At 61.0% G+C, this 26,450-nt stretch carries 22 protein-coding genes; 12 read left to right on the top strand and 10 right to left on the bottom strand.

Features of this window, described 5'->3' with window-relative positions; translation table 11 throughout:
• Nucleotides 1-647 precede the first annotated feature (647 nt).
• The 6 genes from G505_RS0101505 (at nt 648) to G505_RS22230 (ending at nt 6,990) form a co-directional block, all read left to right on the top strand.
• On the top strand, nt 648-2,852 hold the full coding sequence (locus G505_RS0101505) for a molybdopterin-containing oxidoreductase family protein (protein WP_028107975.1): 2,205 nt from the start codon (nt 648-650) through the stop codon (nt 2,850-2,852).
• A 10-nt stretch (nt 2,853-2,862) separates the two neighbouring features.
• Complete coding sequence (locus G505_RS0101500) at nt 2,863-3,411, top strand: 4Fe-4S dicluster domain-containing protein (RefSeq protein WP_028107974.1); 549 nt, start codon at nt 2,863-2,865, stop codon at nt 3,409-3,411.
• On the top strand, nt 3,408-4,001 hold the full coding sequence (locus G505_RS0101495) for a TorD/DmsD family molecular chaperone (protein ID WP_051215785.1): 594 nt from the start codon (nt 3,408-3,410) through the stop codon (nt 3,999-4,001). The genes G505_RS0101500 and G505_RS0101495 overlap by 4 nt, the downstream gene beginning before the upstream one ends.
• A 58-nt stretch (nt 4,002-4,059) precedes the next feature.
• A complete protein-coding gene (locus tag G505_RS0101490) occupies nt 4,060-5,022 on the top strand; it encodes a formate dehydrogenase subunit gamma (RefSeq protein WP_028107972.1) in 963 nt (320 codons plus the stop codon).
• A 134-nt stretch (nt 5,023-5,156) separates the two neighbouring features.
• Nucleotides 5,157-6,215, top strand: a complete 1,059-nt coding sequence (locus G505_RS0101485; protein ID WP_028107971.1) for a porin — start codon at nt 5,157-5,159, stop codon at nt 6,213-6,215.
• A gap of 154 nt (nt 6,216-6,369) precedes the next feature.
• Nucleotides 6,370-6,990, top strand: coding sequence for a cupin domain-containing protein (locus G505_RS22230; protein WP_051215784.1), 621 nt, complete (start codon nt 6,370-6,372; stop codon nt 6,988-6,990).
• 182 nt (nt 6,991-7,172) lie between these two features.
• On the opposite strand, the gene G505_RS22955 is transcribed toward G505_RS22230, so the two are convergent.
• The 10 genes from G505_RS22955 to G505_RS0101420 form a co-directional block, all read right to left on the bottom strand.
• Nucleotides 7,173-7,442 (bottom strand): hypothetical protein, encoded by a 270-nt coding sequence (locus tag G505_RS22955; protein WP_157508955.1) that lies wholly within the window; start codon nt 7,440-7,442, stop codon nt 7,173-7,175.
• A gap of 60 nt (nt 7,443-7,502) precedes the next feature.
• Nucleotides 7,503-8,195 carry a hypothetical protein gene (locus G505_RS0101460; protein ID WP_028107970.1) on the bottom strand — a complete coding sequence of 231 codons (693 nt, stop codon included), beginning with the start codon at nt 8,193-8,195 and terminating at the stop codon, nt 7,503-7,505.
• Nucleotides 8,196-8,250: 55 nt separating this feature from the next.
• Nucleotides 8,251-9,441 (bottom strand): 2-methylaconitate cis-trans isomerase PrpF, encoded by a 1,191-nt coding sequence (gene prpF / locus G505_RS0101455; RefSeq protein WP_028107969.1) that lies wholly within the window; start codon nt 9,439-9,441, stop codon nt 8,251-8,253.
• 59 nt (nt 9,442-9,500) lie between these two features.
• Entirely contained in the window at nt 9,501-12,113 is a 2,613-nt protein-coding gene (gene acnD / locus G505_RS0101450) for a Fe/S-dependent 2-methylisocitrate dehydratase AcnD (RefSeq protein ID WP_035384947.1), read from the bottom strand.
• 67 nt (nt 12,114-12,180) lie between these two features.
• Entirely contained in the window at nt 12,181-13,305 is a 1,125-nt protein-coding gene (gene prpC, locus G505_RS0101445; RefSeq protein WP_028107967.1) for a bifunctional 2-methylcitrate synthase/citrate synthase, read from the bottom strand.
• Between the two features lie 44 nt (nt 13,306-13,349).
• Nucleotides 13,350-14,234, bottom strand: coding sequence for a methylisocitrate lyase (prpB, locus tag G505_RS0101440; protein ID WP_028107966.1), 885 nt, complete (start codon nt 14,232-14,234; stop codon nt 13,350-13,352).
• Nucleotides 14,231-14,905 carry a GntR family transcriptional regulator gene (locus G505_RS0101435; RefSeq protein ID WP_035384974.1) on the bottom strand — a complete coding sequence of 225 codons (675 nt, stop codon included), beginning with the start codon at nt 14,903-14,905 and terminating at the stop codon, nt 14,231-14,233. Before G505_RS0101435 ends, prpB begins: the two co-directional genes overlap by 4 nt.
• 284 nt (nt 14,906-15,189) lie before the next feature.
• Complete coding sequence (locus G505_RS0101430) at nt 15,190-16,128, bottom strand: acyltransferase (RefSeq protein WP_028107964.1); 939 nt, start codon at nt 16,126-16,128, stop codon at nt 15,190-15,192.
• 3 nt (nt 16,129-16,131) lie between these two features.
• Nucleotides 16,132-17,019, bottom strand: a complete 888-nt coding sequence (locus G505_RS0101425) for an acyltransferase (protein ID WP_035384946.1) — start codon at nt 17,017-17,019, stop codon at nt 16,132-16,134.
• A gap of 79 nt (nt 17,020-17,098) precedes the next feature.
• The gene (locus G505_RS0101420; protein ID WP_028107962.1) at nt 17,099-18,619 is read right to left on the bottom strand and encodes a YifB family Mg chelatase-like AAA ATPase; all 1,521 of its coding nucleotides are present in this window, start codon (nt 18,617-18,619) and stop codon (nt 17,099-17,101) included.
• Between the two features lie 407 nt (nt 18,620-19,026).
• Here G505_RS0101420 and ilvC point away from each other — a divergent pair, with 407 nt between their 5' ends.
• The 6 genes from ilvC to ilvA are packed head-to-tail and all read left to right on the top strand — an operon-like array spanning nt 19,027 to nt 26,308.
• Nucleotides 19,027-20,025 carry a ketol-acid reductoisomerase gene (gene ilvC / locus G505_RS0101410; RefSeq protein ID WP_028107961.1) on the top strand — a complete coding sequence of 333 codons (999 nt, stop codon included), beginning with the start codon at nt 19,027-19,029 and terminating at the stop codon, nt 20,023-20,025.
• A 4-nt stretch (nt 20,026-20,029) separates the two neighbouring features.
• A complete protein-coding gene (gene ilvG, locus G505_RS0101405) occupies nt 20,030-21,682 on the top strand; it encodes an acetolactate synthase 2 catalytic subunit (protein ID WP_028107960.1) in 1,653 nt (550 codons plus the stop codon).
• Nucleotides 21,679-21,930, top strand: a complete 252-nt coding sequence (gene ilvM / locus G505_RS0101400) for an acetolactate synthase 2 small subunit (RefSeq protein ID WP_028107959.1) — start codon at nt 21,679-21,681, stop codon at nt 21,928-21,930. Before ilvG ends, ilvM begins: the two co-directional genes overlap by 4 nt.
• Nucleotides 21,931-21,941: 11 nt before the next feature.
• Entirely contained in the window at nt 21,942-22,919 is a 978-nt protein-coding gene (locus G505_RS0101395) for a branched-chain amino acid transaminase (protein ID WP_211219919.1), read from the top strand.
• Between the two features lie 15 nt (nt 22,920-22,934).
• On the top strand, nt 22,935-24,770 hold the full coding sequence (gene ilvD / locus G505_RS0101390) for a dihydroxy-acid dehydratase (protein WP_028107957.1): 1,836 nt from the start codon (nt 22,935-22,937) through the stop codon (nt 24,768-24,770).
• A complete protein-coding gene (gene ilvA / locus G505_RS0101385) occupies nt 24,770-26,308 on the top strand; it encodes a threonine ammonia-lyase, biosynthetic (RefSeq protein WP_028107956.1) in 1,539 nt (512 codons plus the stop codon). Before ilvD ends, ilvA begins: the two co-directional genes overlap by 1 nt.
• Nucleotides 26,309-26,450: the final 142 nt, after the last annotated feature.

Genomic DNA, 26,450 nt, shown 5'->3' with positions numbered 1-26,450 from the left:
AAATCAATAATTTGCTTGCCATTGGTGACCTCTGCAATCGAGGTCTCCCGGGGAGACTTTGCCCAAAATTTTCGCTCAACCAAAATTTGAATGGTTCTCAATTTTGATTGCAGAATATTGAGGGCCTGGATCTTAGCCTTATCAAATATTGGGCTTTGACCGAGAAAGAACCCGATAACTGACAGTGTTTTTGTTGGTTATCAACTCCGTGAGGCGTCAGCAGGATGGTGGCTCAGGGGGTGGTTTCAGGGCGCTGAGTCTGGTGGTTACTCTATGTCGGGGTGACGTGCCGGAGGCCTGGCCCTGACGTACTGGTAAGGAGTGGAGATCTGGAAGAGGTGTGTGGGGATTGCTTTGATGTACTCACCGGCTCGGAAAGGGATTTAACTTGATTTTCCAGTACAACATTTAAATCGTTTACCTGTTGTCTGTTTGATATTTAGTTGCAATTAAAAAGTTGGTGCAAATAAGGCCTGGCGGTGAGACTCATCTCTCTCATTCCCTGCTAAAGCATGACCCTCAGTTGTCCTAAAGCAATGTTGTTTTGCCCCGGGCCGTCTTTTTAATCAGCTTTTATCAAGTGTTAAATAACAAGTTGACGATGATTTGACCTTGCATAAAAAGTTAAAAAGGTTGGTAGTAAGATGATGAAACTCGATAGACGTAAGTTCCTGAAAGGAGTCGGTGCTACATCGGTTTTTACCTCCTTGTCTGGACTGGCCCCTGGCGTGGCCAATGCGAAACAGCCTGGCTCCCATAACGGCCTGCTGGACAAGCGTAATGGTGAAGTGAAGTACCACACCTGTGCCCGTAACTGTGCAGACCGCTGTCTGCTCAAGTTCCGTGTGCAGAACGGTCGCATGACCTACGTAAGTGGTGCGGAAGAGCAGGAAAAGACCGGTACTTCTCCCTGTGTGAAGGGCCACACCTACGTACAGTACACCTATGCCGCAGACCGTATTCTGCACCCCATGAAGCGCGTGGGTAAGAAAGGCGAAGGAAAGTGGAAGCGTATTACCTGGGATGAGGCCTACGCCGAAATCTCCACCCGCCTGAAGCAGGTGATCGCCGAGCACGGCCCTGAAGCGGTCCTGCCCTACTCCTATTCCGGTCACGAAGGCATGATCGGCAAGTACGGCGGTCCATGTCGCTTCTTCCACAAGCTGGGTTCCTCTCAGCTGGATCGTCTGGTGTGTGTATTCGCGGCCTACGAGGGCCTGAAGTCCGTCACCGGCACCTGGCGTGGTCCGGACCCAGAGGACAACCCTCTGACCGACTGTTACATCGCCTGGGGTCAGAACGAGACCGCCACTAACGTACACGGCATCAAGTACATCCACCGTGCCATGGACAATGGTGCCAAGCTGCTGGTGGTTAACCCCATCCGTACCCCAATCGCGTCTCAGGCGGACATCTGGCTGCAGCCCAGACCGTCTACCGATACCCACCTGGCGGCCGGTATCATGAAGTATCTGGTGGAGAAGGATCTGGTTGATCACGACTTCATCAAGAAGAGCACCCTGGGTTACGACGAGCTGGTGGCTCGCCTCAACGAGATCAGCTATGACGAAGTCGAGCAGATCACCGGTGTGCCTCGCGAGAAGATGTTCGAGTTTGCCAAGGTGTACGGCGAGTCACCCAAGTCCGTTCTGCGCCTGGGTTACGGCATGCAGCGTAACTTCAACGGTGCCCGTATGTCCCGTGCCATCGCCATGATGCACGCCATCACCGGTAACTTCGGTGAGATCGGTAACGGCTTCGTTTACGACAACGTTCAGGCCGATGACGGCATGAACTACGCCAAGGGCACTGCGTCCCACCTGCGGACCAACTATAAGACCGCTCAGCACATCAACATGACTGAGATCGCCAAGGCGATTCACCCCACCAACCCCACCGCGTACGGCAAGCCCAGCAAGCCTATCCATGCGCTGATCAACTACAACGGTAACTTCGTTGCGGTTGCCCCGGATTCCAACGCCTGCCGCCTCGGCGCCATGCGTGAGGATCTGTTCCTGGTGGTGCACGACTTCATCATGACCGACACCGCTGAGCTGGCCGACATCATCGTGCCTGCCGCCACTCAGTTCGAGTCTGATGACTACTGCCCTGACTACAACTGCTACTACCAGCAGATCTGTGAGAAGGTGATTGAGCCTGTTGGCGAGTCCAAGGACAACTGGACCTTCTTCAAAGAGCTGGCTCAGCACATGGGCTACGACGATCCTGAGTTCAAGGTGGATCACGAGCAGATCCTGCGCGACTTCCTGGACACCGATGATTACGCCTATGAAGGCATCACCTACGAAAAGATCGCCAAAGAGAAGTTCGTGAAGGTGAACGTGCCTAAGCCATTCTTCGGCGACGGCAAGTACTTCACCGAGTCCGGCAAGATTGAACTCTACTCCGACTACATGAAGAAGGCTGGCTTCAACCCTGTGATCGACCTGGGTCTGCCAGAGGATGAGATGATTCCTGAAGAGCGGGATCTGCCTTTCCGTCTGCTGTCCCCTGCGATCCCGCAGCGTGCCAACAGCTCCTTCTACAACGTGAAGTACATCCGTAACTTCCCGGCTTACTTTGCCAAGATCAGCCCGGCCGATGCCGAGAAATACGGCATCAAGAACAACGACCGGATCCGCTTGAACAACCATCGTGGTGAGGCCTACTTCGTGGCCCAGGTGACCAGTCAGGTTATCCCCGGAACCATCATGGCGCCCAAGAACAACTGGCGTCGTATGGACCCACAGGGCCTCAACAGCTGTACCAACAACCTGACCACCGACAAGTTGACCGATATGGGCGGTTGCTCTGCCTATCACTCAACCCGTGTAGGCCTGAGCAAGGCGTAAGGAGTAATCGATGGAAAACAAACATCAACGTGGATTTGTCTTCAGACAAGAGAACTGTGTGGGTTGTGGCGCCTGTACCATTGCGTGCCAGATTCACAACGAACTGCCTGAAAACGTGCGTTTCCGTAAAGTGGACCGCTACGAAGTGCAGAAGGGCGACGGCATCGTCGACGTATGGCTGAGCCACTCCTGCATGCACTGCGGCAACCCCGCCTGTCTGATGGTCTGCCCCGCCAAGGCCTACACCGTGCGTCACGACGGCCTGGTGGTGCTGGATCGCGAGAAGTGCACCGGCTGTGGCCTGTGTGTCTCTGCCTGCCCCTATGACGCGGTGGCCATGGTGGACACCGACGGCAAAGCGGCCAAGTGCAACATGTGCATCGAGCTGATCGATCAGGGCAAGAACCCCGCCTGTGTCGACGGTTGCCCGGTGCAGTGCCTGAAGTCTGACAACGTCAATCAGGTACTGGATCAGAAAGCCTCTGCCAGCAAGCAGGGGGTGGGCTACGGTGACTGCGTAACCAAGCCAAACATGGTGATTATTAAGGAGCGGGCATGATGAACGGCGAGTTTGGTCCCATTGCTTCGGCGTATCACGCCTTCAAGGGCATGGTGTTTGACCCCTCCAGCAAGGAGTCGCTCGAGCGCCTGATTTCCTACCTCGAAGCCGGTGAGAGCAACGACGCGTTGTTGTCCGAGGCGCGCCGCCATCTGCAGGCGCCCATGGAGTTGGAGTGTGACTTCAACCGGATGTGTATCGGACCGACTCGCCTGCTGGTGCCGCCCTATGAGTCCGTTCACCGCGCCAGCGGTCGGCAGATCAACACCGACGAGACCGTGGCCGTGGCTGATTTCTATCAGCACATCGGCCTGGTGATCGACGAGAAGTTGAGTGAGCCGGCGGATTACATCGGCAATGAGCTGGAGTTCCTCTACTGCCTGGAGGCTCTGGCCCACGAGCACCAAAAACAGGGTAACGACGACACCGTCGCCGAGCTTAAGGCGCTGGCCGGGGAGTTCCTCGACAAGCACCTGGGCACCTGGTACCAGGCCTTCACCGACGGCATGTGTGAGCATGCCGAGCTGGAGTTCTGGCGCCTGTACGCGACGGCTCTGAGTGAGTTCCTGTCATCCCGAATAACTCATTAATTTCCGGGGACGGATGTCCCCGCCTGTAAGGCGCCGGTTTGGCTCCTAAGGATATGAGATGAAACGTTTTATTGCTTTACTTCAGATGGTGCTGGTGGCGGCGTTTGCCGGCCAGGCCGTGGCCGCAGAGAAGGCCCAGCTGCAACCTCAGCAGTGGCAACCCATTCAGGAAATCACCATCGCCGGTGACATTCCTGAGCTGCGCGGCATGCCTGTGTCTCCCGAGCTGCCGGTGGTGAATACCGCCGTCAACGAAGGTTACCTGCAGACCCTGTCCCCAGCCACCTACTGGGCCGACATTCTGACCTACTCCTTCTTCGGCATGATCGCCCTGCTGACTCTGTTCGTGATGATCAACGGCAAGTCCAAGCTGCACGGCGGTTTCTCCGGCAACAAGGTGGATCGTTGGAGCGGCATGGACATCTTCGTCCACTGGCTGGGCGGCATCGCCTGCCTGTTCCTGATCATCACCGGCCTGATCATGGGCGCCGGTCGCTTCCTGCTGGAGCCCAACATGGGCGTCAGCCACTGGGTCGGCGTGATCAACACCTCCGTGTCCCTGCACGACATGATGGCCTGGCCCTTCATCATCGGTTGGGCGGTGATGGTCCTGAAGTGGCTGCCCAAGCAGCTGCCAGAGTCCTGCGACGCTGCCTGGTTTGCCAAGGCCGGTGGTTACCTGAACTTCGGTCCCTTCAAGGGCCAGCATCCTGACGCGGGCTTCGCCAACGCCGGTGAGAAGCTGTGGTTCTGGACCTTCGCCATCTGCGGCGCCCTGATTGTGGGTTCCGGTCTGGTGATGATGTTCCCCAGCCTGGTTGAGACCAAAGACGGTGCCAACCTGAGCCTGGTGCTGCACCTGGTGAGCGCGGCCATCATCGGCGCCTTCGCCGTGGTGCACATCTTCATGGCCACCGTTATGTCCGAAGGTGGTATGGAGTGCATGGTTACCGGTAAGTGTGATGAGAACTGGGCCAAGCAACACCACAACCTGTGGTTCAAGCAGGTAAGCAAGTCCTAACTTGAAGCCGGGGACGCCAGCGTCCCCGGTCTCTCCCGGCCCCACCCGGGGCCGATTCATTGAATCCGAGCCGTTCACCTCTCCCCGCGAGCAGGTGCGGCCCCGTAGTACCTAACGGAATGAGAATTACGACAATGAACACCAAGATGACTCTGATTGCCGGCGCCGTTGCCGCCCTGTCCTTCAATGCCCTGGCCGCCGATTCCCTGGAAGAGCAGGTGCGCGTCCTGTCCGAGCGTGTCCAGCAGCTGGAGCAGCAGGGCCCCCAGGTCGCCGAAGGCACCACCTTCAACCTGTACGGCAGCCTGCGCCCCACCTTCAACTACCTGGACTCCGGTGATGACTCCAAGTGGGACGTGCGTGACGCCCTCTCCCGTGTTGGCATCAAGGCCACCACCGAACTGAGCAATGGCTGGGTGGCCATCGCCCAGGGTGAGTGGAGCGTCGACATCTCCAACAACGGTGACTTTGGCAAGGCGCGCCAGGCCTACGTGGCTCTGGCGACTCCCTACGGTCAGCTGGGCGTGGGTAAGCAGCGTCCTGCCCAGTACACCCTGGTGGCTGAGTACGTGGACATCTTCAACCACGCCAACAGCCCCTACGCCTACGACGCGGAGAGCCCCTTCTTCGTCGATAACTTCGTGACCTACAAGCTGCAGCATCAGGGTTTCACCCTGATGGCTGGCGCTCAGATCAGCGGTGACAAGGGTGACGACAACGCCGATCTGGTGAACCTGGGTCTGGGTTATGACCTGGATGGCCTGCACCTGGGCCTGGGCTACGTTGCCGCAGACCGTCTGGATGACAGCAACCAGGTGATCGGTGACGACAAGACTCTGGGCGGTGTGGTGGCGTACAGCTTCGACAACGGCCTCTACCTGGCGGCCGCTTACCAGGACAAGGAGTACAACCTGGACGGCGGTGCCGACCGCAGTGGCAGCACCATCGATACGGCCCTGGCCTACCCCTTTGCCGACGATTACAAGGTGAAGCTGGGCTACTTCAAGTTTGAAGACGGCAAGACAGTGGCCAGCGGCGACTACGATGGCTACAACACCACCCTGGAGTGGCAGCCTGCCGGCAACCTGCGTCTGCATGTCGAGTACCTGGTGAAGGACTTCGACAACGCCGACAAGGACACCTCCGTCGCCGTCGGCATGCGTTACGACTTCGACCTCGGTTGGAATTTCTGAGCCCATCAGCTCACCCTTGGGAGGGCCTGCTGCCCCTGCTGGCTCTCCCCTTTTTAACATCCTTGCGTTTCAGGCAGCCCTTGGGCTGCCTTTTTTGATCCCTGGGCGACTCGGGACGATACTTAGGGGATCGGCCTTTGCTAAGGAGAGAGGGATGCAGCCGTTGAACATGGCCTTCGACAAGCCTCTGGTGATCGATACCCATACCCTGGCCTGGCAGGCCTCCCCTGCCCCCGGTGTGTGGCGAAAACGCCTGGAGTGTGTAGCGGAAGAGCGGGGCCATGTCACCAGCCTGGTGCGTTATGATCCGGGCAGTGCCTTTCCCAACCATGCTCATCCGGCGGGCGAGGAGCTGCTGGTGCTGGAAGGGGTGTTCAGTGATGAAAGCGGCCATTTCGGCGCTGGCAGTTACCTGAGGAATCCCCCGGGCAGCGGTCATGCCCCGGCCAGTGAGCCAGGCTGTGTGCTGCTGGTAAAACTCTGCCAGTTTGCCGAAGATGACGGTCAGTCCCTGGTGATTCCCGGCCTGTTGGGGGCGCCGTCACGTGAGCTTCACCGCCATGGTTCAGAAAGGGTCAGCTGGTTCAGGTTGAATCCCGGTGAAGGGCTTCCGGCCCAGCCGTTCTCTTGTGAATTTTTCCTGGTGGAGGGTCTGCTGGAGGCACCAGGCCATCGTCTTTCCAGCGGCCACTGGTGCCGCTTCCCCGCCGGGTTGTGTCCGCCCCTGCGCGCCGAACAACCCAGCCTGGTGTGGCTGAAGGCGGGGCACTTCTAGTTGCGGTCCTTGCAAGATCCGCCGGCTTGAAAGTTCAGATGAACAGATACACCAAGGCACCAAACAGGGTGCCGGCAATGAACATCATTGTCTTGGTGTTTTTCATGCGTTTTCCCTTCACTTCGATCCTAGTCATCCATGTGTAAAATCTAGTTAAATTAGATAGATGAGTCAATGCCGCCTCAGGCCCGGCTCATCGCTGCCGTCACCCTCCACATCGGTGAGGTCGCCACGGCCGGACACGGCACGAACCCGATAGCTGGGCAATCTGGAGAGCAGGTGGCTTGAGAGTTGGCCCCGCGAACCGCGGACTGAAACTGAGCCAGCGCCGTCGCTTTGGCGTCACTGCTCAGGTCGATGAAGCGGGGAACCGCCGCAGCCGCCAGCACAGCCAGAAGCACCAAGGTCAGTTCCATCAGGGTAAAGCCCTGAGGTAAGGGGCTGGAGGTCACCGGTTTGACTTCGTAAATAATTGAATTAGTTGTTTGTTTTGAGTCGGTCCGCGAATGGCTTCAAGGGTGTGCCTCGTCAGCCTGAGATCCAGATCGGCCCGTGGGTTCATCGGCGGCCAGGTATCGATACACACAGAGCAAGATCACCTTGGTCAGTGCACTGGTGAAGGCCAGCACCGCCAGTGGCCAACCGTTTTGCCAGCCCATGGCGGTCACCAGCAGCAGGGTGGAGAGGTCCATGGCCAGGATCCACTGGCTCATGCGTACATTGATGGCACCGGTTCTCTTTTTCCGCCACATCAACAGGATCTGATGGCCGTACCCTTGGGCCAGCATCAGGCTGATTCCCAGGATCAATACTGTGGCCAGCCAGCGGCCGCTGTCCTGAAGCTGGGGGCCCAGGGTGGCCACAGCCAGGCCGAGTCCCAGAGACAGCAGTGCCAGGGTACAGACCCCTTTGGCCGCCCGCCCCCGCTCCCTGGCCATCTGCAGCAGTATTCCCAGTACCAGCAGGGCGGCTGCCAGCCTGGGCCACACCAGGTAGTGGTTGATGGGGGTGACTGACAGGCCGTAGAGGAAGAAAGACCAATAGGCGAAGTAGCTGACGCTGAACTGATTCAAAGAGAGCAGGTCGGTGGCGGTTTCGCCCCTGGCCCGGCGTTGCAGTACGGTACGCAGCTGGGCCCAGATGCCGTAAAGGCTGGCGACGATCATCAGGCTGTTGAGGCCACCGGCCATATCGAGAAAGGTCATTGAGGCTCCAAAAAAAGGCCCGGCGGTTGCCGGGCTGAAGTTGGGAAGGAAAAGGTTACAGGGCGTCGCCGGGAACTCTGACCCAGCCCTCCATCAGCACCCGGGCGCTGCGGCTCATGATGGCGGAGTCCACCCGCCACTGACCGTTCTGCTGGCTGGCCTGGGCGCCCACCTTGAGGGTGCCTGAGGGGTGGCCGAAGCGAACAGAGCTGCGTTCACCCCCGCCTGCGGCCAGATTCACCAGGGTGCCAGGGATGGCGGCGGCGGTGCCAATGGCCACGGCGGCAGTCCCCATCATGGCGTGGTGCAGCTTGCCCATGGACAGCGCCCGCACATTGAGGTCGATGCTGTCGGCGTCGACCCCCTTGCCGCTGGAGGCGGTGTAGCTTTTCGGCGGGGCAACGAAGGCAATTTTCGGGGTGTGCTGGCGGCCGGCCGCTTCGCTCACCTCCTTGATCAGTCCCATCTTCACCGCGCCGATGGCCCGCAGCGCCTCGAATCGTTCCAGGGCAGCGGGATCGGTGTTGATCGCCTCCTGCAGTTCGCTGCCGTCGTAACCCAGGGCCTCGGCATTGAGGAACAGGGTGGGGATGCCGGCGTTGATCAGGGTGGCTTCCAACTTGCCCCCGGTGACCAGGGCCTCGGGCACCTCCAGGGTATCCACCAGGTTGCCGGTGGGGAACATCGCCCCGTCGCCGTCGGCGGGATCCAGGAAGCTGACCTCCACTTCGGCGGCAGGGAAGGTGACCCCGTCCAGCTCGAAGTCACCGGTTTCCTGCACCTGACCGTCGGTGATGGGCACCTTGGCGACGATGGTCTTGTGGATGTTGGCCTGCCATATCCGTACCGTGGCGATGCCGTTGTTAGGGATGCGGCCTGGGTCTACCAGACCATTGCTGATGGCGAAGGCGCCCACGGCGGCGGTGAGGTTGCCGCAGTTGCCGCTCCAGTCGATGAAGGCCTTGTCGATGGCCACCTGGCCAAACAGGTAGTCCACGTCATGGTTCGCCTGGCTGCTCCTGGCCAGGATCACCGTCTTACTGGTGCTGGAGGTGGCGCCGCCCATGCCGTCGGTGTGCTTGCCGTAGGGGTCCGGGCTGCCGATTACCCTCAGCAGCAGGGCGTCCCGGGCCGGTCCCGGCTGCTGGGCGGCTTCCGGCAGGTCGGTGAGGCTGAAGAACACCCCCTTGCTGGTGCCGCCGCGCATGTAGGTGGCGGGGATTCTGATTTGCGGTGGAAACGCCATGGTTTCTCCTTTAACCGGGGCGTGGGCCTGCCACACCCCCTAGTTTGCTCTGGTTGGGTCTAGCCAGCCACTTCCGAAGCCAGGAAGTCCTTGGCGAAACGCTGCAGTACGCCGCCGGCCTCATAGACGGAGACCTCTTCGGCGGTGTCCAGACGACAGGTCACCGGCACCTCCAGGGTGTCGCCGTTTGCGCGGTGGATCAGCAGGGCCAGGGTGGTGCCCGGGGTGCGCTGGCCGATGACGTCATAGGTCTCGCTGCCATCCAGCCCCAGGGTCAGTCGGGTGGTGCCCGGCTTGAACTCCAGGGGCAGCACGCCCATCCCCACCAGATTGGTGCGATGGATGCGCTCGAACCCTTCGGCGACGATCGCCTCGACCCCTGCCAGCCGCACTCCCTTGGCGGCCCAGTCACGGCTGGAGCCCTGACCGTAGTCGGCGCCGGCAACGATGATCAGCGGCTGCTTGCGATCCATGTAGGTCTCTATCGCCTCCCACATGCGGGTGACCTTGCCCTCGGGCTCGATGCGTGCCAGAGAACCCTGTCGAATCTCACCCTGCTCATCCCGCACCATTTCGTTGAGCAGTTTGGGGTTGGCAAAGGTGGCCCGCTGGGCGGTGAGGTGATCGCCCCTGTGGGTGGCGTAAGAGTTGAAGTCCTCCTCCGGCAGGCCCATCTTCGCCAGGTACTCGCCGGCGGCGGAGCTGGCCAGGATGGCGTTGGAGGGGGAGAGGTGGTCGGTGGTGATGTTGTCACCCAGCACCGCCAGGGGGCGCATCCCTTTCAGGCTGCGCTCGCCCGCCAGGGCACCCTCCCAGTATGGGGGACGGCGGATGTAGGTGCTCATGGGGCGCCAGTCGTACAGGGGATCGTTGTCCTCGCCGTAATCGACGCTCAAGTCGAACATCGGCTCGTACACGCTGCGGAACTGTTCCGGTTTCACATGCTCACCGACGATGGCGTCGATCTCCTGGTCCGAGGGCCAGAGATCCTTGAGGGTCACCGGGTTGCCCTGGGCGTCGTGGCCCAGTACATCCTGCTCGATGTCGAAGCGCACCGTGCCGGCGATGGCGTAGGCCACCACCAGCGGAGGCGACGCCAGGAACGCCTGCTTGGCATAGGGGTGGATGCGGCCATCGAAGTTGCGGTTGCCGGAGAGCACCGCGGTGGAATACAGGTCGCGGTCGATAATTTCCTGCTGGATCGCCGGGTCCAGGGCGCCGCTCATGCCGTTGCAGGTGGTGCAGGCGAAGGCGACGATACCAAAACCCAGCTTCTCCAGCTCAGGCAGCAGCCCCGCCTCCTCCAGGTAGAGCTGAGCCACCTTGGAGCCCGGAGCGAAGGAGGATTTCACCCAGGGTTTGCGTACCAGGCCCAGTTCGTTGGCCTTCTTGGCCAGCAGGCCGGCGGCCACCACGTTCCTGGGGTTGGAGGTGTTGGTGCAACTGGTGATGGCGGCGATGATCACCGCGCCGTCGGGCATCTTGCCTTCGGCCTCCTGGGCCTGGGCCGCAGCCAGGTCGGCGGCGATGCCGCGCTCGGCCAGGTCGGCGGTGGGCAGGCGGCGATGGGGGTTGGAGGGGCCGGCCATGTTGCGGCAGACGCTGGAGAGATCGAACTCCAGCACCCGTTCATATTCTGCGTCGCGCAGGTCGTCGGCCCACAGCCCGGTGGTCTTGGCGTACTGCTCCACCAGCTTCACCTGCTCGGGTTCCCGGCCGGTGAGGGTCAGGTAGTCCAGGGTCTGCTGGTCGATGTAGAACATGCCGGCGGTGGCACCGAACTCTGGCGTCATGTTGGAGATGGTGGCGCGGTCGCCGATGGTGAGATCCGCGGCGCCGTCGCCGAAGAACTCCAGATAGGCGGAGACCACCCGCTGCTGGCGCAGGAACTCGGTGATCGCCAGCACGATGTCGGTGGCGGTGATCCCCGGTTGGCGTTTGCCGGTCAGGCGCACGCCGACGATCTCCGGCAGGCGCATCATGGAGGCGCGGCCCAGCATGACGTTTTCCGCTTCCAAGCCGCCGACGCCGATGGCGATCACCCCAAGGGCGTCCACGTGGGGGGTGTGGCTGTCGGTGCCGACACAGGTGTCCGGGAAGGCGACCCCTTCTCTGGACTGAATCACCGGGGACATCTTTTCCAGGTTGATCTGGTGCATGATGCCGTTGCCTGCGGGGATCACGTCCACGTTCTTGAAGGCGGTCTTGGTCCACTCGATGAAGTGGAATCTGTCCTCGTTGCGGCGATCCTCGATGGCGCGGTTCTTCTCAAATGCGTCCGGATCGAAGCCGGCGTGCTCCACCGCCAGTGAGTGGTCGACGATCAACTGGGTGGGCACCACAGGGTTGACCTTGGCGGGGTCGCCCCCCTGATCGGCAATGGCGTCGCGCAGGCCGGCCAGGTCCACCAGGGCGGTCTGGCCGAGAATGTCGTGGCACACGACCCGGGCCGGGTACCAGGGGAAGTCCAGATCGCGCTTACGGTTGATGATCTGACCCAGGGCGTCATTCAGGGCGGTGGGGTCACAGCGGCGAACCAATTGCTCGGCCAGCACCCTGGAGGTGTAGGGCAGGGTGGCATAACTGCCCGGAGTGATCGCCTCCACCGCGGCTTTGGTGTCGAAGTAATCGAGGCCGGTGCCGGGCAGGGGTTTACGGAATTCTGTGTTCATAGTTTCTAACCCAAAGAGTGAAATCCGGGCCGCCGAGTGGCGGCCCATCGGGCTGGCTTGGAGCGGCTTAGCGCTGGCTCAGCTCGGGGACACTGCGAGGCTCTTCACCTGTGTAGTCCGCGCTTGGGCGGATGATGCGGTTGTTGGCCCGTTGCTCCATCACGTGGGCGGCCCAGCCGGTCAGGCGGGAGCAGACGAAGATCGGGGTGAACAGCTTGGTGGGGATCCCCATGAAGTAATAGGCGGAGGCGTGGAAGAAGTCGGCGTTGCAGAACAGCTTCTTCTCCTGCCACATCAGATCTTCACAGGCCACGGAGACCCGGTAGAGACGGTCGTCGCCGAACTCTTCCGCCAGTTTGGCAGACCAGCCCTTGATGATGGCGTTGCGGGGGTCAGACTCGCGGTAGATGGCGTGGCCGAAGCCCATGATCTTCTCTTTATTGACCAGCTTCTGCTTGAGGATAGCGATGGCGTCCTGTTCATCCTTCATATCCTGAATCAGCTCCATGGCCGCCTCGTTGGCACCGCCATGCAGGGGGCCACGCAGGGAGCCGATGGCTCCGGTGACGCAGGAGTGCATGTCGGACAGGGTTGAGGCGCACACCCGGGCGGTGAAGGTGGAGGCGTTGAACTCGTGCTCGGCGTAGAGGATCAGCGAGACGTCCATCACCTTGGCGTGCAGCTCGCTGGGGGCCTTGCCGTGCAGCAGCCGCAGGAAGTGGGCGCCGATCTGCTCATCCTCGGTCTCGGTGATGATGCGCACGCCGTCGTGACTGTAGCGGTACCAGTAGCAGATGATGGAGGGGAAGGCCGCCAGCAGACGGTCGGCCATCTCGCCCTGCTGCTCGAAACTCTCCTCGGTTTCCAGGTTGCCCAGCATGGAGCAGCCGGTGCGCATCACGTCCATCGGGTGGGCGTCGGCGGGGATCTGCTCCAGCACCGTCTTCAGGGGCTGGGGCAGACCACGCAGGTTCTTCAGCTTCTGGCGGTATGCGGTGAGTTCCTCTGCGTTGGGCAGGTGCCCCTTGAGCAGCAGGTGGGCCACCTCTTCGAAGCTGACCTTGTCTGCCAGCTCGGCGATGTCGTAGCCGCGGTAGGTGAGTCCGGTGCCGGACTTGCCAACGGTACAGAGGGCGGTTTCACCGGCGCTTTGGCCGCGGAGGCCGGCGCCTCCAAGTGCTTTATCTACCATGATTCTTTCCTTCTCTCCTGAAGTTGCTCTTTGGACTGGATGGATTACGCCTTGCTGTCGGCGAACAGCTGATCCAGTTTCTGTTCGTAGTCGTGATAGCCGAGGAATTTGTACAGATCCATGCGGGTCTGCATCTTCTCCACCTGACTGCGCTGATGGCCGTCAGTTTTGAGGGCCTCATAGACGTTGAGGGCGGCGGCGTTGGCGGCGCGGAAGGCAGACAGGGGGTAGAGCACCATGTCGGCTCCCGCCTCAAACAGCTCCTCCTTGCCGAACAGTTCGGTCTTACCAAACTCGGTCATGTTGGCCAGGATCGGCGCCTTCACCTGAGCCTTGAATTGACGGTAGTGGTCCAGTTCGGTCAGGGCTTCGGCGAAGATCATGTCGGCGCCGGCTTCCAGGTAGGCCTGGGCGCGCTCGATGCCGCTCTCCAGTCCTTCGACCGCCACCGCGTCGGTGCGGGCCATGATGACGAAGCTGTCGTCACGGCGGGCGTCGACGGCGGCCTTGATGCGATCGCACATCTCCTCCACGCTCACTACCGCCTTGTTGGGCCGGTGCCCACAGCGCTTCTGGGCCACCTGATCCTCCATGTGTACTGCGGCCACGCCGGCACGCTCGAACTCGCGGATGGTGCGGGCGATGTTGAAGGCACCGCCCCAGCCGGTATCGATGTCCACCAGCAGGGGCAGGTCGGTGGCGGCGGTGATGCGGCTGGCATCGATGACCACGTCGTTCATTGAGGTCATGCCCAGATCCGGCAGGCCGAAGGAGGCGTTGGCGACCCCGGCACCGGAGAGGTAAAGGGCCTGGTGGCCGCTCTGTTCGGCCATCAGGGCCATGTAGGCGTTGATGGTGCCGACGATCTGCAGCGGCTTGGCGTTGGCTACGGCGTCGCGAAAACGCTGGCCCGGTGTTGGGATGGTCATCCTGAAATCTCCTCCATTTGGTTTCTCAGTACCCGCTCGGTGTTGGCACGGCCAGACTCAATGTGGCGGCGCATCAGCAGGGCGGCAAGCTCACCATCGCCGTCGGCGATGGCGTCCAGAATTCGTCGGTGTTGGGCCAGGGCCTCCATGGGACGGCGACCGCTGCTGCACTGGTTTCGGTACATCTGCAACAGATGATAGAGGTCGTCGGTCAGGGTGTGGATCAGGGTCTGATTGCCACTGGCGTGAATGATGCCCAGGTGAAAATCGATGTCGTCGAACAGGGCGTAGTCGCCGCTCTGGCCGGCGAACACCTTCTCCTGGCGTTTGAGCAGCAGTTGTAACTGGGCCAGTTGGCTGGCGCTGATGCGGCTGGCGGCCAGTCGACAGGCCATCGCTTCCAGTTCGGCCCGGACCTGGTAGAGATCCCCCAGCTCCTCTGGGGTCAACTGGGCAACCCGGGCGCCAATGTGGGGGGCCTTAACCACCAGGCGGCGTCGTTCCAGCTTCTGCAGGGCTTCCCGCAGCGGGCCCCGGCTGACGCCATAGCGGGCGGCCAGTTCCTGTTCATTGATCTTGCTGCCGGCGGAGATCTCGCCCTGGACAATGGCCACTTGCAGCTTGTGAGCCAGCTGGTCTGCCAGGGTCAGTTGACGTTGGGATTCGCTCATGATCAAAAAAGCACCAAGTGAGACATGGGTCACAGCTTGGGTGCATTTCGATCGATTGTCAACAATGTGTTAACTTAGACGTTAGTGTAATCTGAGTGGGGTTCAGGGTGTATTAATGATCTAAATGATTGATTTGAAATGACTTTGTGATCATGTGAATCAAGGTGAGAATCAAGCTGAGAAATATTTATTTGCGCTTTATTGTCGACAACCCGTGGTGTTGTCGACAATGGCCCAGGATCAAAAAAAGCCCCCTGGGGAGCCTTTTTTCTGTTGGTTTAGAGTCACTTTGACGCAAGTGTCCGGTAGAAACCCGGGGCAGAAGAATGTTCCTGCAGCAACTGTTCTATCTTGTGGTCTTTCTCCTGCCACAGAACATTCAGCCATCGTTGAAACTCCACCCGGTACTCCTTATCCCGGTCGTAGTCGCCTTGAGGCACCTCGGACATGGGCAGCACCCGAACATCGACGGCGATGGTCTCCAGCTCACCACCGAGCAGCGAAGCCATGATCTTATTCCGGGCGCCAGGGTAGACGATGGTCAGGTCCACCACATGGCGGAACTGGTCACCCAATGTGGCCATGGCGAAGGCGATGCCTCCCGCCTTGGGCTTTAGCAGATAGCGGTAGGGGCTGCGCTGGCGTTTGTGTTTTTCCGGGGTCAGTCGGGAGCCTTCGATGAAGTTGATCACCGATGTGGGTGTGTCCCGGAATTTGGCACACGCCTTGCGGGTGGTCTCGATATCCTTTCCCTTGAGCTTGGGGTTCTTGGCCACCTGGGACTTGGAGTAGCGCCGCATAAACGGCATGTCCAGGGCCCAGCAGGCCATCCCCATCAGGGGAATGTAGACCAACTGATGCTTGAGGAAGAACTTCAGCATGGGGATCTTGTCCCGCAGTACAATGGAGACCACAAAGATGTCGGCCCAACTCATGTGGTTTGAGAGCACCAGGTACCAGCCCCGGGTGCTGAGTCGATCGTCCAGGCCGGTGATATTCCAGCGAGTGCGGGTGGTCAAGCCGAAGGTGGCGTGGTTGAGGATCACCCAGTATCTCATGCAACCATTGGCCATGGCGGTCAGTTTGAGGCGCACCGCCGGGATGGGCAGCACCAGCTTGAGCAGGGCCAGCATCAGGATCAGGCTGCTCCAGAGCGCTATATTCAACGCCGCAAGGGTGGCGTTGATCAGAAACAGCACGGGGCTGGGAAGAAAATTCAACATAGTCTATCGGTGTTCATCGTTGCTGCAGTCGGACAGTTGCCGCTGCTTCTCATGCCACAGGCCATTGAGCCACTGTTGGAACTCGGCCTTCTGTTCCGGGGAGTCGTAGCCGATGGCGTGCAGCTCCTCCAGAGAGCGCTGATCCACGGTGATCCGGATCTCCGGTACCCGGCCACAGAGGTAATCCCAGAAACTGGGGGCGCCATCCGGGTAGTAGATGGTGACATCCAGCATCCGCTGTAATTTGGGTCCCATGGCGTCTAGGGTAAAGGCTAAACCCCCGGCCTTTGGTCTGAGCAGTTGCGAAAACGGGGAATTCTGCCGGTCGCGCTTGTCCTCTGTAAAGCGGGTTCCCTCGACGAAGTTCATGATGGTGACCGGTGAGGTTTTGTACTTTTCGCAGGCTTTTTTTGTCGTTTCAATGTCTTTTCCCTTCATATGCGGGTTCTTCTTCAGGTACTGGGCAGAGAACCTGCGCATAAAGGGAAAATCCAATGCCCACCAGCACAGGCCGATGACCGGCACGAAGATCAGCTCCCATTTGAGGAAAAATTTGATAAAGGGGATGCGGCGATTGAACAATCGCTGAAGTATCAGGATGTCTACCCAGGACTGATGATTGGAGATCACCATATACCACTGCCTGGGGGAGAGCTCCGGCAGGGAGTCCACCACCATGCGACTGCCGCTGAGAACCGCCTGATTCAGGTTATTGATGCTGATCCAGGCGGTAGCGCATTGATCGGCGGCCCAGCTGCAGGCGCGTTTCAGCGGGTCTATGGGCAGCAGTTTGAGCAGCCCGAGACCAAAGACCACGGGAAACCAGAACAGGGTATTGATGACGTAGCCGGAGAAGGCCAACAGGCCGCGAAAAGTGTTCAACAGATCCATCCGTGACGCAGGCTAAACTTGAGGACATGTTAAACAGCTCTGACCAGTGTCTCAAGGCGGATCTGCCTTTGTCTTTATGCTACTCCAGCCTCAGTTGCGCCATCAGCTTGTCCATGGCCCTGAAGCCGAAGGCTTTGGCCACGTGGGATCGGTTGACCCACTCCTGCTGCTGAAGATCCGCCAGGGTACGGCTGACCCGCAAAATACGGTGGAATGCGCGGACGGAAAGCCCCAGCCGATTGAGCCCCTGCTCGGCGAAGGCGGCGGCATCCGGCTCTATCTTCGCCTCGCTGCCCAATGCCGACGGGGAAAGCCGGGCGTTGAGGGTCCCCTGTCGATTCAGCGCCTGCTCCCGGGCGGCCATGACCTGGGCTCTGGCCTGCTCTGTGGTCAGCCCCTGAGGCTGGTGTTGGCGGGTTAACTCCCCCGGTGCGAGCCTGGCTACCTCCACCGTCAGATCGAATCGGTCCAGGAAGGGACCGGAGAGTCGCCCCAGGTAGCGGCGGATCTGTTCAGGGGTGGAGCGGCTTTGATGGCCGGTTTCGCCGCAGGGGCTGGGGTTCATCGCCGCCACCAGTTGAAACTGGGCTGGGTAGCGCAGTTTGGCGGCGGCTCGGGAGATCACCACCTCGCCGGATTCCAGGGGTTCCCTGAGGCTGTCCAGTACGGTGCGGGGAAATTCGGGCAGTTCATCGAGAAACAGCACCCCGTGATGAGCCAGGGAGATCTCTCCGGGCTTGGGCAGGCTGCCGCCTCCCACCAGGGAGACTGCCGAGCTGGAGTGGTGGGGGGTGCGAAACGGCCTTTGCAGCAACTGTGCCGGTGATCGGGGCAGCCCGGCCACCGAGTGGATGGCCGCCACCTCCAGGGCCCCGCCCACCTGCAGAGAGGGAAGCAGATCGCACAGTCGGCTGGCCAGCATGGTCTTGCCGGTGCCGGGAGGCCCCATCAGCAGAAGATTGTGACCCCCGCTGGCGGCGATCATCAGCGCCAGTTTCCCCTGTTGCTGGCCGATCACTTCACTGAGATCCCGCCCCCGGGGTGGGGCGTCTGTCTGGGACGGATCCTGTTCTATGGGAGTCAGCGGTCCCTGGCCGGTCAGGGCGGCAACCAATAGCGGCAGGCTGGGCGCTTTCAGGGCATCCAGCTCCGGCACCAGTGACAGCTCGTCGCTGCCTTCGGCGGGGACCACCATCTGCCGCCGCTGTGTTTTGGCCGCCAGGGCCGCGGGCAGCAGCCCGGAGCAGCGCCTTATCTCGCCAGATAGAGACAGTTCGCCGAAAAATTCCCGATTTTTGACACATGATTTCGGAAGTTGGTCTGTGGCGCACAGGATCCCCAGGGCGATGGCCAGATCGAAGCGCCCCCCCTGCTTGGGCAGCTCCGCCGGGGCCAGGTTGACGGTGACCCGCCGGGCGGGAAACTGAAAGCCGCAACTGTTGAGGGCCGCACGCACCCGCTCTCTGGATTCCCTTACCGAAGCCTCAGGTAACCCCACCAGGGTGACGCTGGGCAGGCCGCCGCTGATGTGAACCTCCACCCGGATCAGCGGGGCGTCCATCCCCAACTCGGCACGGGTAAAAACTTGAGCCAACGCCATAAATTGCCTCCCTGCAACTGCGTGGTTATCCCCTATTTTAGCGCCTTCTCAGAGAACACTGTGTTTGTAATATTTGGTTACATTTCTCTTTTTCTCACAAATGGAAAATTTTCTTTGCATCGTTAATTTGGGTGTGCTAATTCTAAATAAGCTTAAATTTCGACCTCTCCGCAAAACGCCTTTGCGGGGGTCACCAACAAGAGAAAAGACGTAGGAATCGAACCGATGATGCCTGTAACCCTGAACCTAGTCCTAGTCGTGGTCCTGACCGTGGTGATTATTATCACCGGCGGGGGAACGCGTTTGGTTCAGGCACAATCAGCCTAGACGTCAACCAAACAGCCACCCCCCGCACCGAAAGGTCCGGGGGGTTTTTTTTACCCTGAAGTCCACGGAGAGAAGCAACCATGACCCAGATGTATCACCAAGCTGACGCCAACCCGAGTCTGTTACAAGGCAAGACCGTCGCCGTCCTCGGCTATGGCAGCCAGGGCCGAGGCCAGTCCCTGAACCTGCGCGACAGCGGAGTGAATGTAGTCATCGGCCTGCGCCCCGGCGGTGCCAGCTGGAAGCAGGCGGAGGAGGAGGGCTGGCAGCCGGTTCCCTTCGCCGAAGCGGTACGTGACGCCGACGTAGTGATGGTGCTGATTCCCGACATGGCCCAGGCAGACTGCTACAAGGAGCACATCGAGCCCAACATCAAAGAGGGCGCCATGCTGATGTTCAGCCACGGCCTGAACGTTCATTACGGCATGATCGAGCCCGCCGCCAACATCGATGTGACCATGGTGGCCCCCAAGGGACCGGGTTACCTGGTGCGTACCGAGTATGAGAAGGGCGCCGGTGTTCCCTGCCTGATGGCGGTTCACCAGGACGCGACCGGTTATGCCCACGCCAGGGCCCTGGCCTACGCCGATGCCATCGGTGGCACTCGAGGCGGCGTACTGACCACCAACTTCAAGGAGGAGACCGAGACCGATCTCTTCGGTGAGCAGGCGGTACTGTGTGGTGGCGCGGTGGCCATGGTGCGTAAGGGGTGGGAGACCCTGGTTGAGGCGGGCTATCAGCCTGAGCTGGCCTACTTCGAATGTCTGCACGAGCTGAAGCTGATTGTCGACCTGCTGTACGAGGGCGGCATCTCCCGCATGCACGAGTTCGTTTCCGACACGGCCGCTTACGGTGCCCTGACTCGTGGTGATCGCATCGTCGATGATCGCGCCAAGGAGACCATGAAGCAGGTGTTGGCGGAGATTCAGTCCGGTGAATTCACCCGTCAGTGGGTTGAAGAGTACAAAGCCGGCAGCACCAACTACCGAGCCGCCCAAAAGGCGGAGTGTGAGCACCCAATCGAAAAGGTTGGTGCCGAACTGCGCAGCCGCATGAGCTGGTTGAACCGAGGGGAGTAAGCCGATGATCAGCGGAGCGGAAGCAGTCATTCGTACATTGGAAGGATTCGGGGTGGATACCGTGTTTGGCTATCCCGGCGGTGCCATCATGCCCGTTTACGATGCCATGCTCGACTCGTCCGTCAACCACACCCTGACTCGCCATGAGCAGGGGGCGGCCTTCGCCGCCATTGGTTACGCCCGTGCCTCAGGCAAGACCGGGGTGTGCATTGCCACCTCGGGTCCGGGCGCCACCAACCTGTTGACGGCTCTGGCGGACGCCTACATGGATTCCATTCCGCTGGTCGCCATCACCGGCCAGGTGCCCAATGCGGCCATAGGCACCGACGCCTTCCAGGAGATCGACGTGCTGGGGCTGTCTCTGGCCTGCACCAAGCACAGCTTCCTGGTGCGTACCGCCGATGAGCTGTGTGACACCCTGCAGCAGGCGTTTGCCCTGGCGGCAGAGGGGCGTCCTGGTCCGGTACTGGTGGACATTCCCAAGGACATTCAGCAGGGGATGGTGGAGTACCACCCGCCCCTGACGGCCCACACCAATGGCACCGCCGGCATCGGTGACTTCCCTCTGGAGCAGGCTCACCAGATGTTGAAATCGGCCAAGCGCCCGGTCCTCTATGTGGGCGGTGGTGTTGGCATGGCGGACGCCGTTGCCGAGCTGCGTCAGTTTATCGCCACCACCGGCATGCCGTCGGTGGCCACCCTCAAGGGGATCGGCGCCGTGGCACCCGGCACCCCAGGCTACATGGGGATGCTGGGGATGCACGGCACCAAGGCGGCCAACATGGCGGTTCAGGAGTGTGACCTGCTGATCGCCGTCGGTGCCCGCTTCGACGACCGGGTGACCGGTCGACTGGACACCTTCGCCCCGGACGCCCAGGTGATTCACCTGGACATCGACCCGGCGGAGTTCTCCAAGAGAAAGGCGGCCCACCTGAGCCACAGCGCCGACCTCAAGCAGGTGCTGCCGGCGATGGCGATGGCGCTGGAGTGTGGTCAGTGGCGTGACCTCTGTGACCAGCGTTCCCGAGAGTGGGCCTTCAGCTACGACGCGCCCTTCGAGGGGATCTTTGCCCCCAGGCTGCTCAAGACCATCTCTGACCGCCTGCCCAAGGGCAGCACCGTGGCCTGTGATGTGGGCCAGCATCAAATGTGGGTGGCCCAGCATATGGAGTTTGATGGCCCGGAGACTCATCTCTCCAGCGCCGGCCTGGGCACCATGGGTTTCGGCCTGCCGGTTGGCATCGGCGCCCAGTTTGCCCACCCGGATAAGCCGGTGCTGGTGGTCTCCGGAGACGGCTCTTTCATGATGAACTGTCAGGAGTTGACCACCATCAAGCGGGCCAAGCTGCCGGTGAAGATTCTGCTGCTGGACAACCAGCGCCTGGGCATGGTGAAGCAGTGGCAGGAGCTGTTCTTCGAGGAGCGCTACAGCGAAACCAACCTGTCCGACAACCCGGAGTTCGTGGCCATGGCGGCGGCCTTCGACATCCCCGGGGCCCACATCTGGCGTGAAGACCAGGTGGAGGAGGCTCTGGAACAACTGATAAACAGCGATGGACCCTTCCTGTTACACGTGTCCATCTCCGAGAAAGAAAACGTCTGGCCTCTGGTACCACCCGGGGCATCCAATAGCGATATGATGGAGAAGCAGTCATGAGTCAGCACACTTTGTATATCGAGATGAATCCGGCGCCAGAGGTTTTGGAGCGTGTCCTGCGGGTGACCCGCCACCGTGGCTTTACCGTGTGCCATATGCACATGAGCAGCATGGATCGTAAGGCCAACATTGCGGTGACCGTGGCCAGCGAACGCCCCATTGAGCACCTGACCCGTCAGCTGGACAAGCTGTACGACGTAAAGAATTGTCGCCTGGAGATCTCCCAGGCGCGCATCGCCAACGGCTAATTAAGGAGCACATTGTGAGCCAAGCGGATTTTATCTGGTTTAACGGCAAGATGATGCCCTGGCAGGATGCCCAGGTGCATGTTCTTAGCCATGCCCTGCATTACGGCTCCTCGGTGTTCGAGGGGATCCGTGCTTACCATACTCCCAGGGGACCGGCGGTATTCCGCTTGCAGGAGCACATTCAGCGCCTGTACGACTCCGCCAAGATCTACCGGATGCCTATCCCCTATACCCCGGCGGAGCTGGAACAGGCCTGCCGTGACACCATTGTCGACAACGGCCTGGACAGCGCTTACATCCGTCCTCTGGCGTTCTACGGTAACGTCGGCCTGGGGCTGAACGTGCCTCCAGGCAGTCAGGCCGAGGTGATTGTGGCCTCCTTCCCCTGGCATTCCTACCTGGGTGAAGAGAGCACCAAGCAGGGAGTGGATGTCTGCGTCTCCTCCTGGAACCGTTTGGCGGCCAATACCATGCCCACCGGCGCCAAGGCCGGGGGTAACTACCTCTCCTCCCAGCTGATCTCCGGTGAAGCCAAGCGCCACGGGTACACCGAGGGGATCGCCCTGGACACCAATGGCCAGATCTCCGAAGGCGCAGGTGAGAACCTGTTCCTGGTGAAAAACGGCGTGCTGATCACCCCGCCGGTGACCGCCGCCATTCTGCCCGGCATCACCCGGGACACCATCATCACCCTGGCCCGCGATGCGGGGTATGAGGTGAAGGAGGAGGCGCTGGCTCGTGAGGCGCTCTATCTGGCCGACGAGATCTTCATGACCGGCACCGCCGCCGAGATCGTGCCTGTCCGCTCGGTGGACGGCATCCAGGTTGGTGAAGGTGAGCGCGGCCCCGTTACCGCCGACATGCAGGCGGCCTTCTTTGGCTTGTTCAGTGGCGTCACAGAAGACAAGTGGGGCTGGCTGGATTACGTCAGCGAAGAGCAGGAAAACAAGCAGGAGTTTGCCGCCTGTACCACGGCAAAAGTGTTGTAATAAAAGGGTAGAACAATGCCGAAACTGAGATCAGCGACCTCCACATCGGGTCGGAATATGGCGGGGGCCCGAGCCCTCTGGCGTGCCACAGGTATGACGGATCAGGACTTCGGCAAACCCATTATTGCGGTGGCCAACTCCTTTACCCAGTTTGTCCCCGGCCATGTGCATCTCAAGGATATGGGCCAGCTGGTGGCCGGTGCCATTGAGGAAGCCGGTGGGGTTGCCAAGGAGTTCAACACCATCGCCGTGGATGACGGCATCGCCATGGGCCATGGCGGTATGCTCTACTCCCTGCCCAGCAGGGAACTGATTGCTGACTCGGTAGAGTATATGGTCAACGCCCACTGCGCCGATGCCCTGGTGTGCATCTCCAACTGCGATAAGATCACCCCCGGCATGCTGATGGCGTCTCTGCGTCTCAATATTCCGGTGATCTTCGTCTCCGGCGGTCCCATGGAGGCGGGCAAGACCCGACTCTCTGAGCAGTTGATCAAACTGGACCTGGTGGATGCCATGGTCCAGGCCGCCGATCCCAATGTCTCCGATGAACAGGCGGAACAGGTGGAGCGCAGTGCCTGCCCCACCTGCGGCTCCTGCTCCGGGATGTTTACCGCCAACTCCATGAACTGTCTGACCGAAGCCCTGGGACTGTCGTTGCCGGGCAACGGCTCCATGCTGGCCACCCACAGCGATCGCCAGCAGCTGTTTCTGGAGGCGGGCAAACGCATCGTCGACCTGTGTCGCCGCTGGTACCAGGAGGAGGACGAGACCGCCCTGCCTCGGGGCATCGCCACCCGCGCCGCCTTCGGCAACGCCATGGCGTTGGACATCGCCATGGGCGGCTCCACCAATACGGTGCTGCACCTGCTGGCCGCCGCTCAGGAGGCGGAGGTGGCGTTCACCATGGCGGACATGGATGCCCTGTCCCGTAAGGTGCCCCAATTGTGCAAGGTGGCCCCCTCTACCCCGGATTACCATATGGAAGATGTGCACCGTGCCGGTGGCGTCATCGGCCTGCTGGCGGAGCTGGCCCGTGGCGGCCTGCTGGACACCAGTGTGCCTCACGTGGCTGGCGGTACCCTGGGACAGGTGCTGGAGCGTTACGACATTAAAGGGACCTCAGAGGAGAGCGTGCTGGAGTTTTATCGCGCCGGTCCCGCCGGGGTGCGCACCACCCAGGCCTTTTCCCAGTCCTGCCGCTGGCCTGAGCTGGACGACGATCGTGAGAACGGTTGCATCCGCAGCTTTGAGCATGCCTACTCCTCAGAGGGGGGATTGGCGGTGCTCTCCGGCAATCTGGCACCCAATGGCAGCATAGTGAAGACCGCCGGGGTGCCGGACGATTGCCTCACCTTCATCGGGCCTGCCCGGGTCTATGAAAGCCAGGAGGCGGCGGTGGCCGGCATCCTCGACGGCGAGGTCCAGGCCGGAGAAGTGGTGGTGATCCGTTATGAGGGACCCAAAGGGGGCCCAGGCATGCAGGAGATGCTCTATCCCACCAGCTATCTGAAATCCATGGGGCTGGGGCAGAAGTGTGCCCTGATCACCGATGGCCGATTCTCCGGTGGCACCTCAGGTCTCTCCATAGGCCACGTCTCTCCCGAGGCGGCCAGTGGCGGGGTGATTGCCCTGGTGGAGAACGGCGACACCATCAGCATCAACATTCCTCAGCGCACCATCGCCCTTCAGGTGGATGAGCAAACCCTGACACAGCGTGCCGCCAACTGCAGCTTCAAGCCGCAGAGCCGTCAGCGTCAGGTGAGCCCGGCGCTGAAGGCGTACGCCATGCTGGCCACCAGCGCCGACAAGGGCGCCGTGCGGGATCTGACCAAGCTGGAGGAGTCCTGATGGTGGCCCTGGCCAAGTCGCAGAGCCAGGATCTGGCCCAGGAGTATCTGCGCCGTATCCTGATGGCACCGGTGTATGACGTGGCCAGGCTGACCAGCCTGGATCCCATGGCCAAACTCAGCGCCCGTCTGGGGGCGCAGGTGTGGCTGAAGCGGGAGGATCAGCAGCCGGTTCACTCCTTCAAGCTTCGAGGCGCCTACAATTGCATTCATCAGTTGTCGGAGCCCAAGCGTGCCTGTGGTGTGGTGGCGGCGTCCGCCGGCAACCACGCCCAGGGAGTGGCCCTCTCCGCCAGTCGCCTGGGGATCCGGGCGGTGATCGTGATGCCGGCCACCACCCCAGACATTAAGGTGGATGCGGTGCGGGGCCATGGTGGCGAGGTGGTGCTGTTCGGCGATAACTTCGACGCCGCCTATGGCCATGCCCGTGAGCTGGCGGAGAATCAGGGGCTGACCCTGATCCCCCCCTTCGACGATCCGGCGGTGATCGCCGGCCAGGGCACCATAGGCCAGGAGCTGTTGCAGCAGCAGCGTCAGCTGGATGCGGTGTTTGTGCCCGTAGGCGGCGGTGGCCTGGTGGCGGGCGTGGCCGCCTACATCAAGGCACTGGCCCCCCACATCAAGGTGATTGGCGTCGAACCCGAAGACGCGGCCTGTCTCAAGGCTGCCCTGGAGGCCGGATTTCCGGTGACCCTGGATCGGGTGGGCCTGTTCGCCGACGGGGTGGCGGTGAAGCGCATCGGAGAGGAGCCGTTTCGGGTGGCCCAACAGTGCGTGGACCAGGTGATCACCGTCAGCACCGATGAGATCTGTGCGGCGGTGAAGGACATCTTCGAGGATACCCGTGCCATCGCCGAGCCTGCCGGTGCCCTGGCTCTGGCCGGACTGAAACGCTATCGCGAAGGCCGGGAAGGCGATGAGAGACTGGCGGCGATCCTGTCTGGGGCCAATGTCAACTTCCACAGCCTGCGCTATGTCTCCGAGCGTTGTGAGCTGGGTGAGGGCAAGGAAGCGGTTCTGGCGGTGACCATCCCGGAGAAGAAGGGCAGTTTCCTGCGCTTCTGCCAGCTGCTGGGACAGCGCTCCATCACCGAGTTCAACTACCGGCTGGCAGGCAGGGACAGTGCCAACATCTTTGTCGGCCTGCGCATCGCCGACGCTCTGGAGCTGGCCAGAATCAGTGAGAAACTGTCCCGGGAGGGCTACCCTCATGAGGACCTGTCACAGGATGAGACCGCCAAGCTGCACGTGCGCTACATGGTGGGCGGCCAGCCCCCGCAGCCGGTGCGCGAGCGCCTGTTCCATGTGACGTTTCCCGAACATCCCGGGGCGCTGTTGCAGTTCCTGCTGCGCCTGGGGCAGCGCTGGAACATCTCCCTGTTCCACTATCGCAATCACGGTGCCGCCTACGGCCGGGTGCTGATGGGACTGGAGTGCGCTGAGGAAGGGGATGAGGAGCTGAGCAGCTTCCTGGCGACCCTGCCTCTGGAGTGCCGGGAAGTGACCGGGTCTGCCGCCTACCGTTATTTCCTGCGCTGACCCGCCAAACCGATTGTCCATACTTTGTTGATCAACAGGCCCCATACTCATGGGGCCTGATTGTTTTTTGGTGTGATCCAGATCACCTTTATTACACTTAGTTACATTGGCCCATTAGACATACATACGTGCATGTCTGTAA

The sequence above is a fragment of the Ferrimonas futtsuensis DSM 18154 genome (assembly GCF_000422645.1).
Lineage (GTDB): Bacteria > Pseudomonadota > Gammaproteobacteria > Enterobacterales > Shewanellaceae > Ferrimonas > Ferrimonas futtsuensis.
Note: the sequence above shows the minus strand (reverse complement) of the source record. Positions and strands in the feature narration are given on the sequence as shown.

Coding starts and splice junctions, on each gene's coding strand:
- G505_RS0101500 (WP_028107974.1), top strand. CDS start 2,863: ATGGAAAACAAACATCAACGTGGATTTGTCTTCAGACAAGAGAACTGT.
- G505_RS0101425 (WP_035384946.1), bottom strand. CDS start 17,019: ATGGATCTGTTGAACACTTTTCGCGGCCTGTTGGCCTTCTCCGGCTAC.
- acnD (WP_035384947.1), bottom strand. CDS start 12,113: ATGAACACAGAATTCCGTAAACCCCTGCCCGGCACCGGCCTCGATTAC.
- G505_RS0101460 (WP_028107970.1), bottom strand. CDS start 8,195: ATGACCTTTCTCGATATGGCCGGTGGCCTCAACAGCCTGATGATCGTC.
- ilvD (WP_028107957.1), top strand. CDS start 22,935: ATGCCGAAACTGAGATCAGCGACCTCCACATCGGGTCGGAATATGGCG.
- G505_RS22230 (WP_051215784.1), top strand. CDS start 6,370: ATGCAGCCGTTGAACATGGCCTTCGACAAGCCTCTGGTGATCGATACC.
- ilvM (WP_028107959.1), top strand. CDS start 21,679: ATGAGTCAGCACACTTTGTATATCGAGATGAATCCGGCGCCAGAGGTT.
- prpB (WP_028107966.1), bottom strand. CDS start 14,234: ATGACCATCCCAACACCGGGCCAGCGTTTTCGCGACGCCGTAGCCAAC.
- prpF (WP_028107969.1), bottom strand. CDS start 9,441: ATGGCGTTTCCACCGCAAATCAGAATCCCCGCCACCTACATGCGCGGC.
- G505_RS0101435 (WP_035384974.1), bottom strand. CDS start 14,905: ATGAGCGAATCCCAACGTCAACTGACCCTGGCAGACCAGCTGGCTCAC.
- G505_RS0101420 (WP_028107962.1), bottom strand. CDS start 18,619: ATGGCGTTGGCTCAAGTTTTTACCCGTGCCGAGTTGGGGATGGACGCC.
- prpC (WP_028107967.1), bottom strand. CDS start 13,305: ATGGTAGATAAAGCACTTGGAGGCGCCGGCCTCCGCGGCCAAAGCGCC.
- G505_RS0101505 (WP_028107975.1), top strand. CDS start 648: ATGAAACTCGATAGACGTAAGTTCCTGAAAGGAGTCGGTGCTACATCG.
- ilvC (WP_028107961.1), top strand. CDS start 19,027: ATGACCCAGATGTATCACCAAGCTGACGCCAACCCGAGTCTGTTACAA.
- G505_RS0101430 (WP_028107964.1), bottom strand. CDS start 16,128: ATGTTGAATTTTCTTCCCAGCCCCGTGCTGTTTCTGATCAACGCCACC.
- G505_RS0101490 (WP_028107972.1), top strand. CDS start 4,060: ATGAAACGTTTTATTGCTTTACTTCAGATGGTGCTGGTGGCGGCGTTT.
- ilvG (WP_028107960.1), top strand. CDS start 20,030: ATGATCAGCGGAGCGGAAGCAGTCATTCGTACATTGGAAGGATTCGGG.
- G505_RS0101485 (WP_028107971.1), top strand. CDS start 5,157: ATGAACACCAAGATGACTCTGATTGCCGGCGCCGTTGCCGCCCTGTCC.
- G505_RS0101495 (WP_051215785.1), top strand. CDS start 3,408: ATGATGAACGGCGAGTTTGGTCCCATTGCTTCGGCGTATCACGCCTTC.
- ilvA (WP_028107956.1), top strand. CDS start 24,770: ATGGTGGCCCTGGCCAAGTCGCAGAGCCAGGATCTGGCCCAGGAGTAT.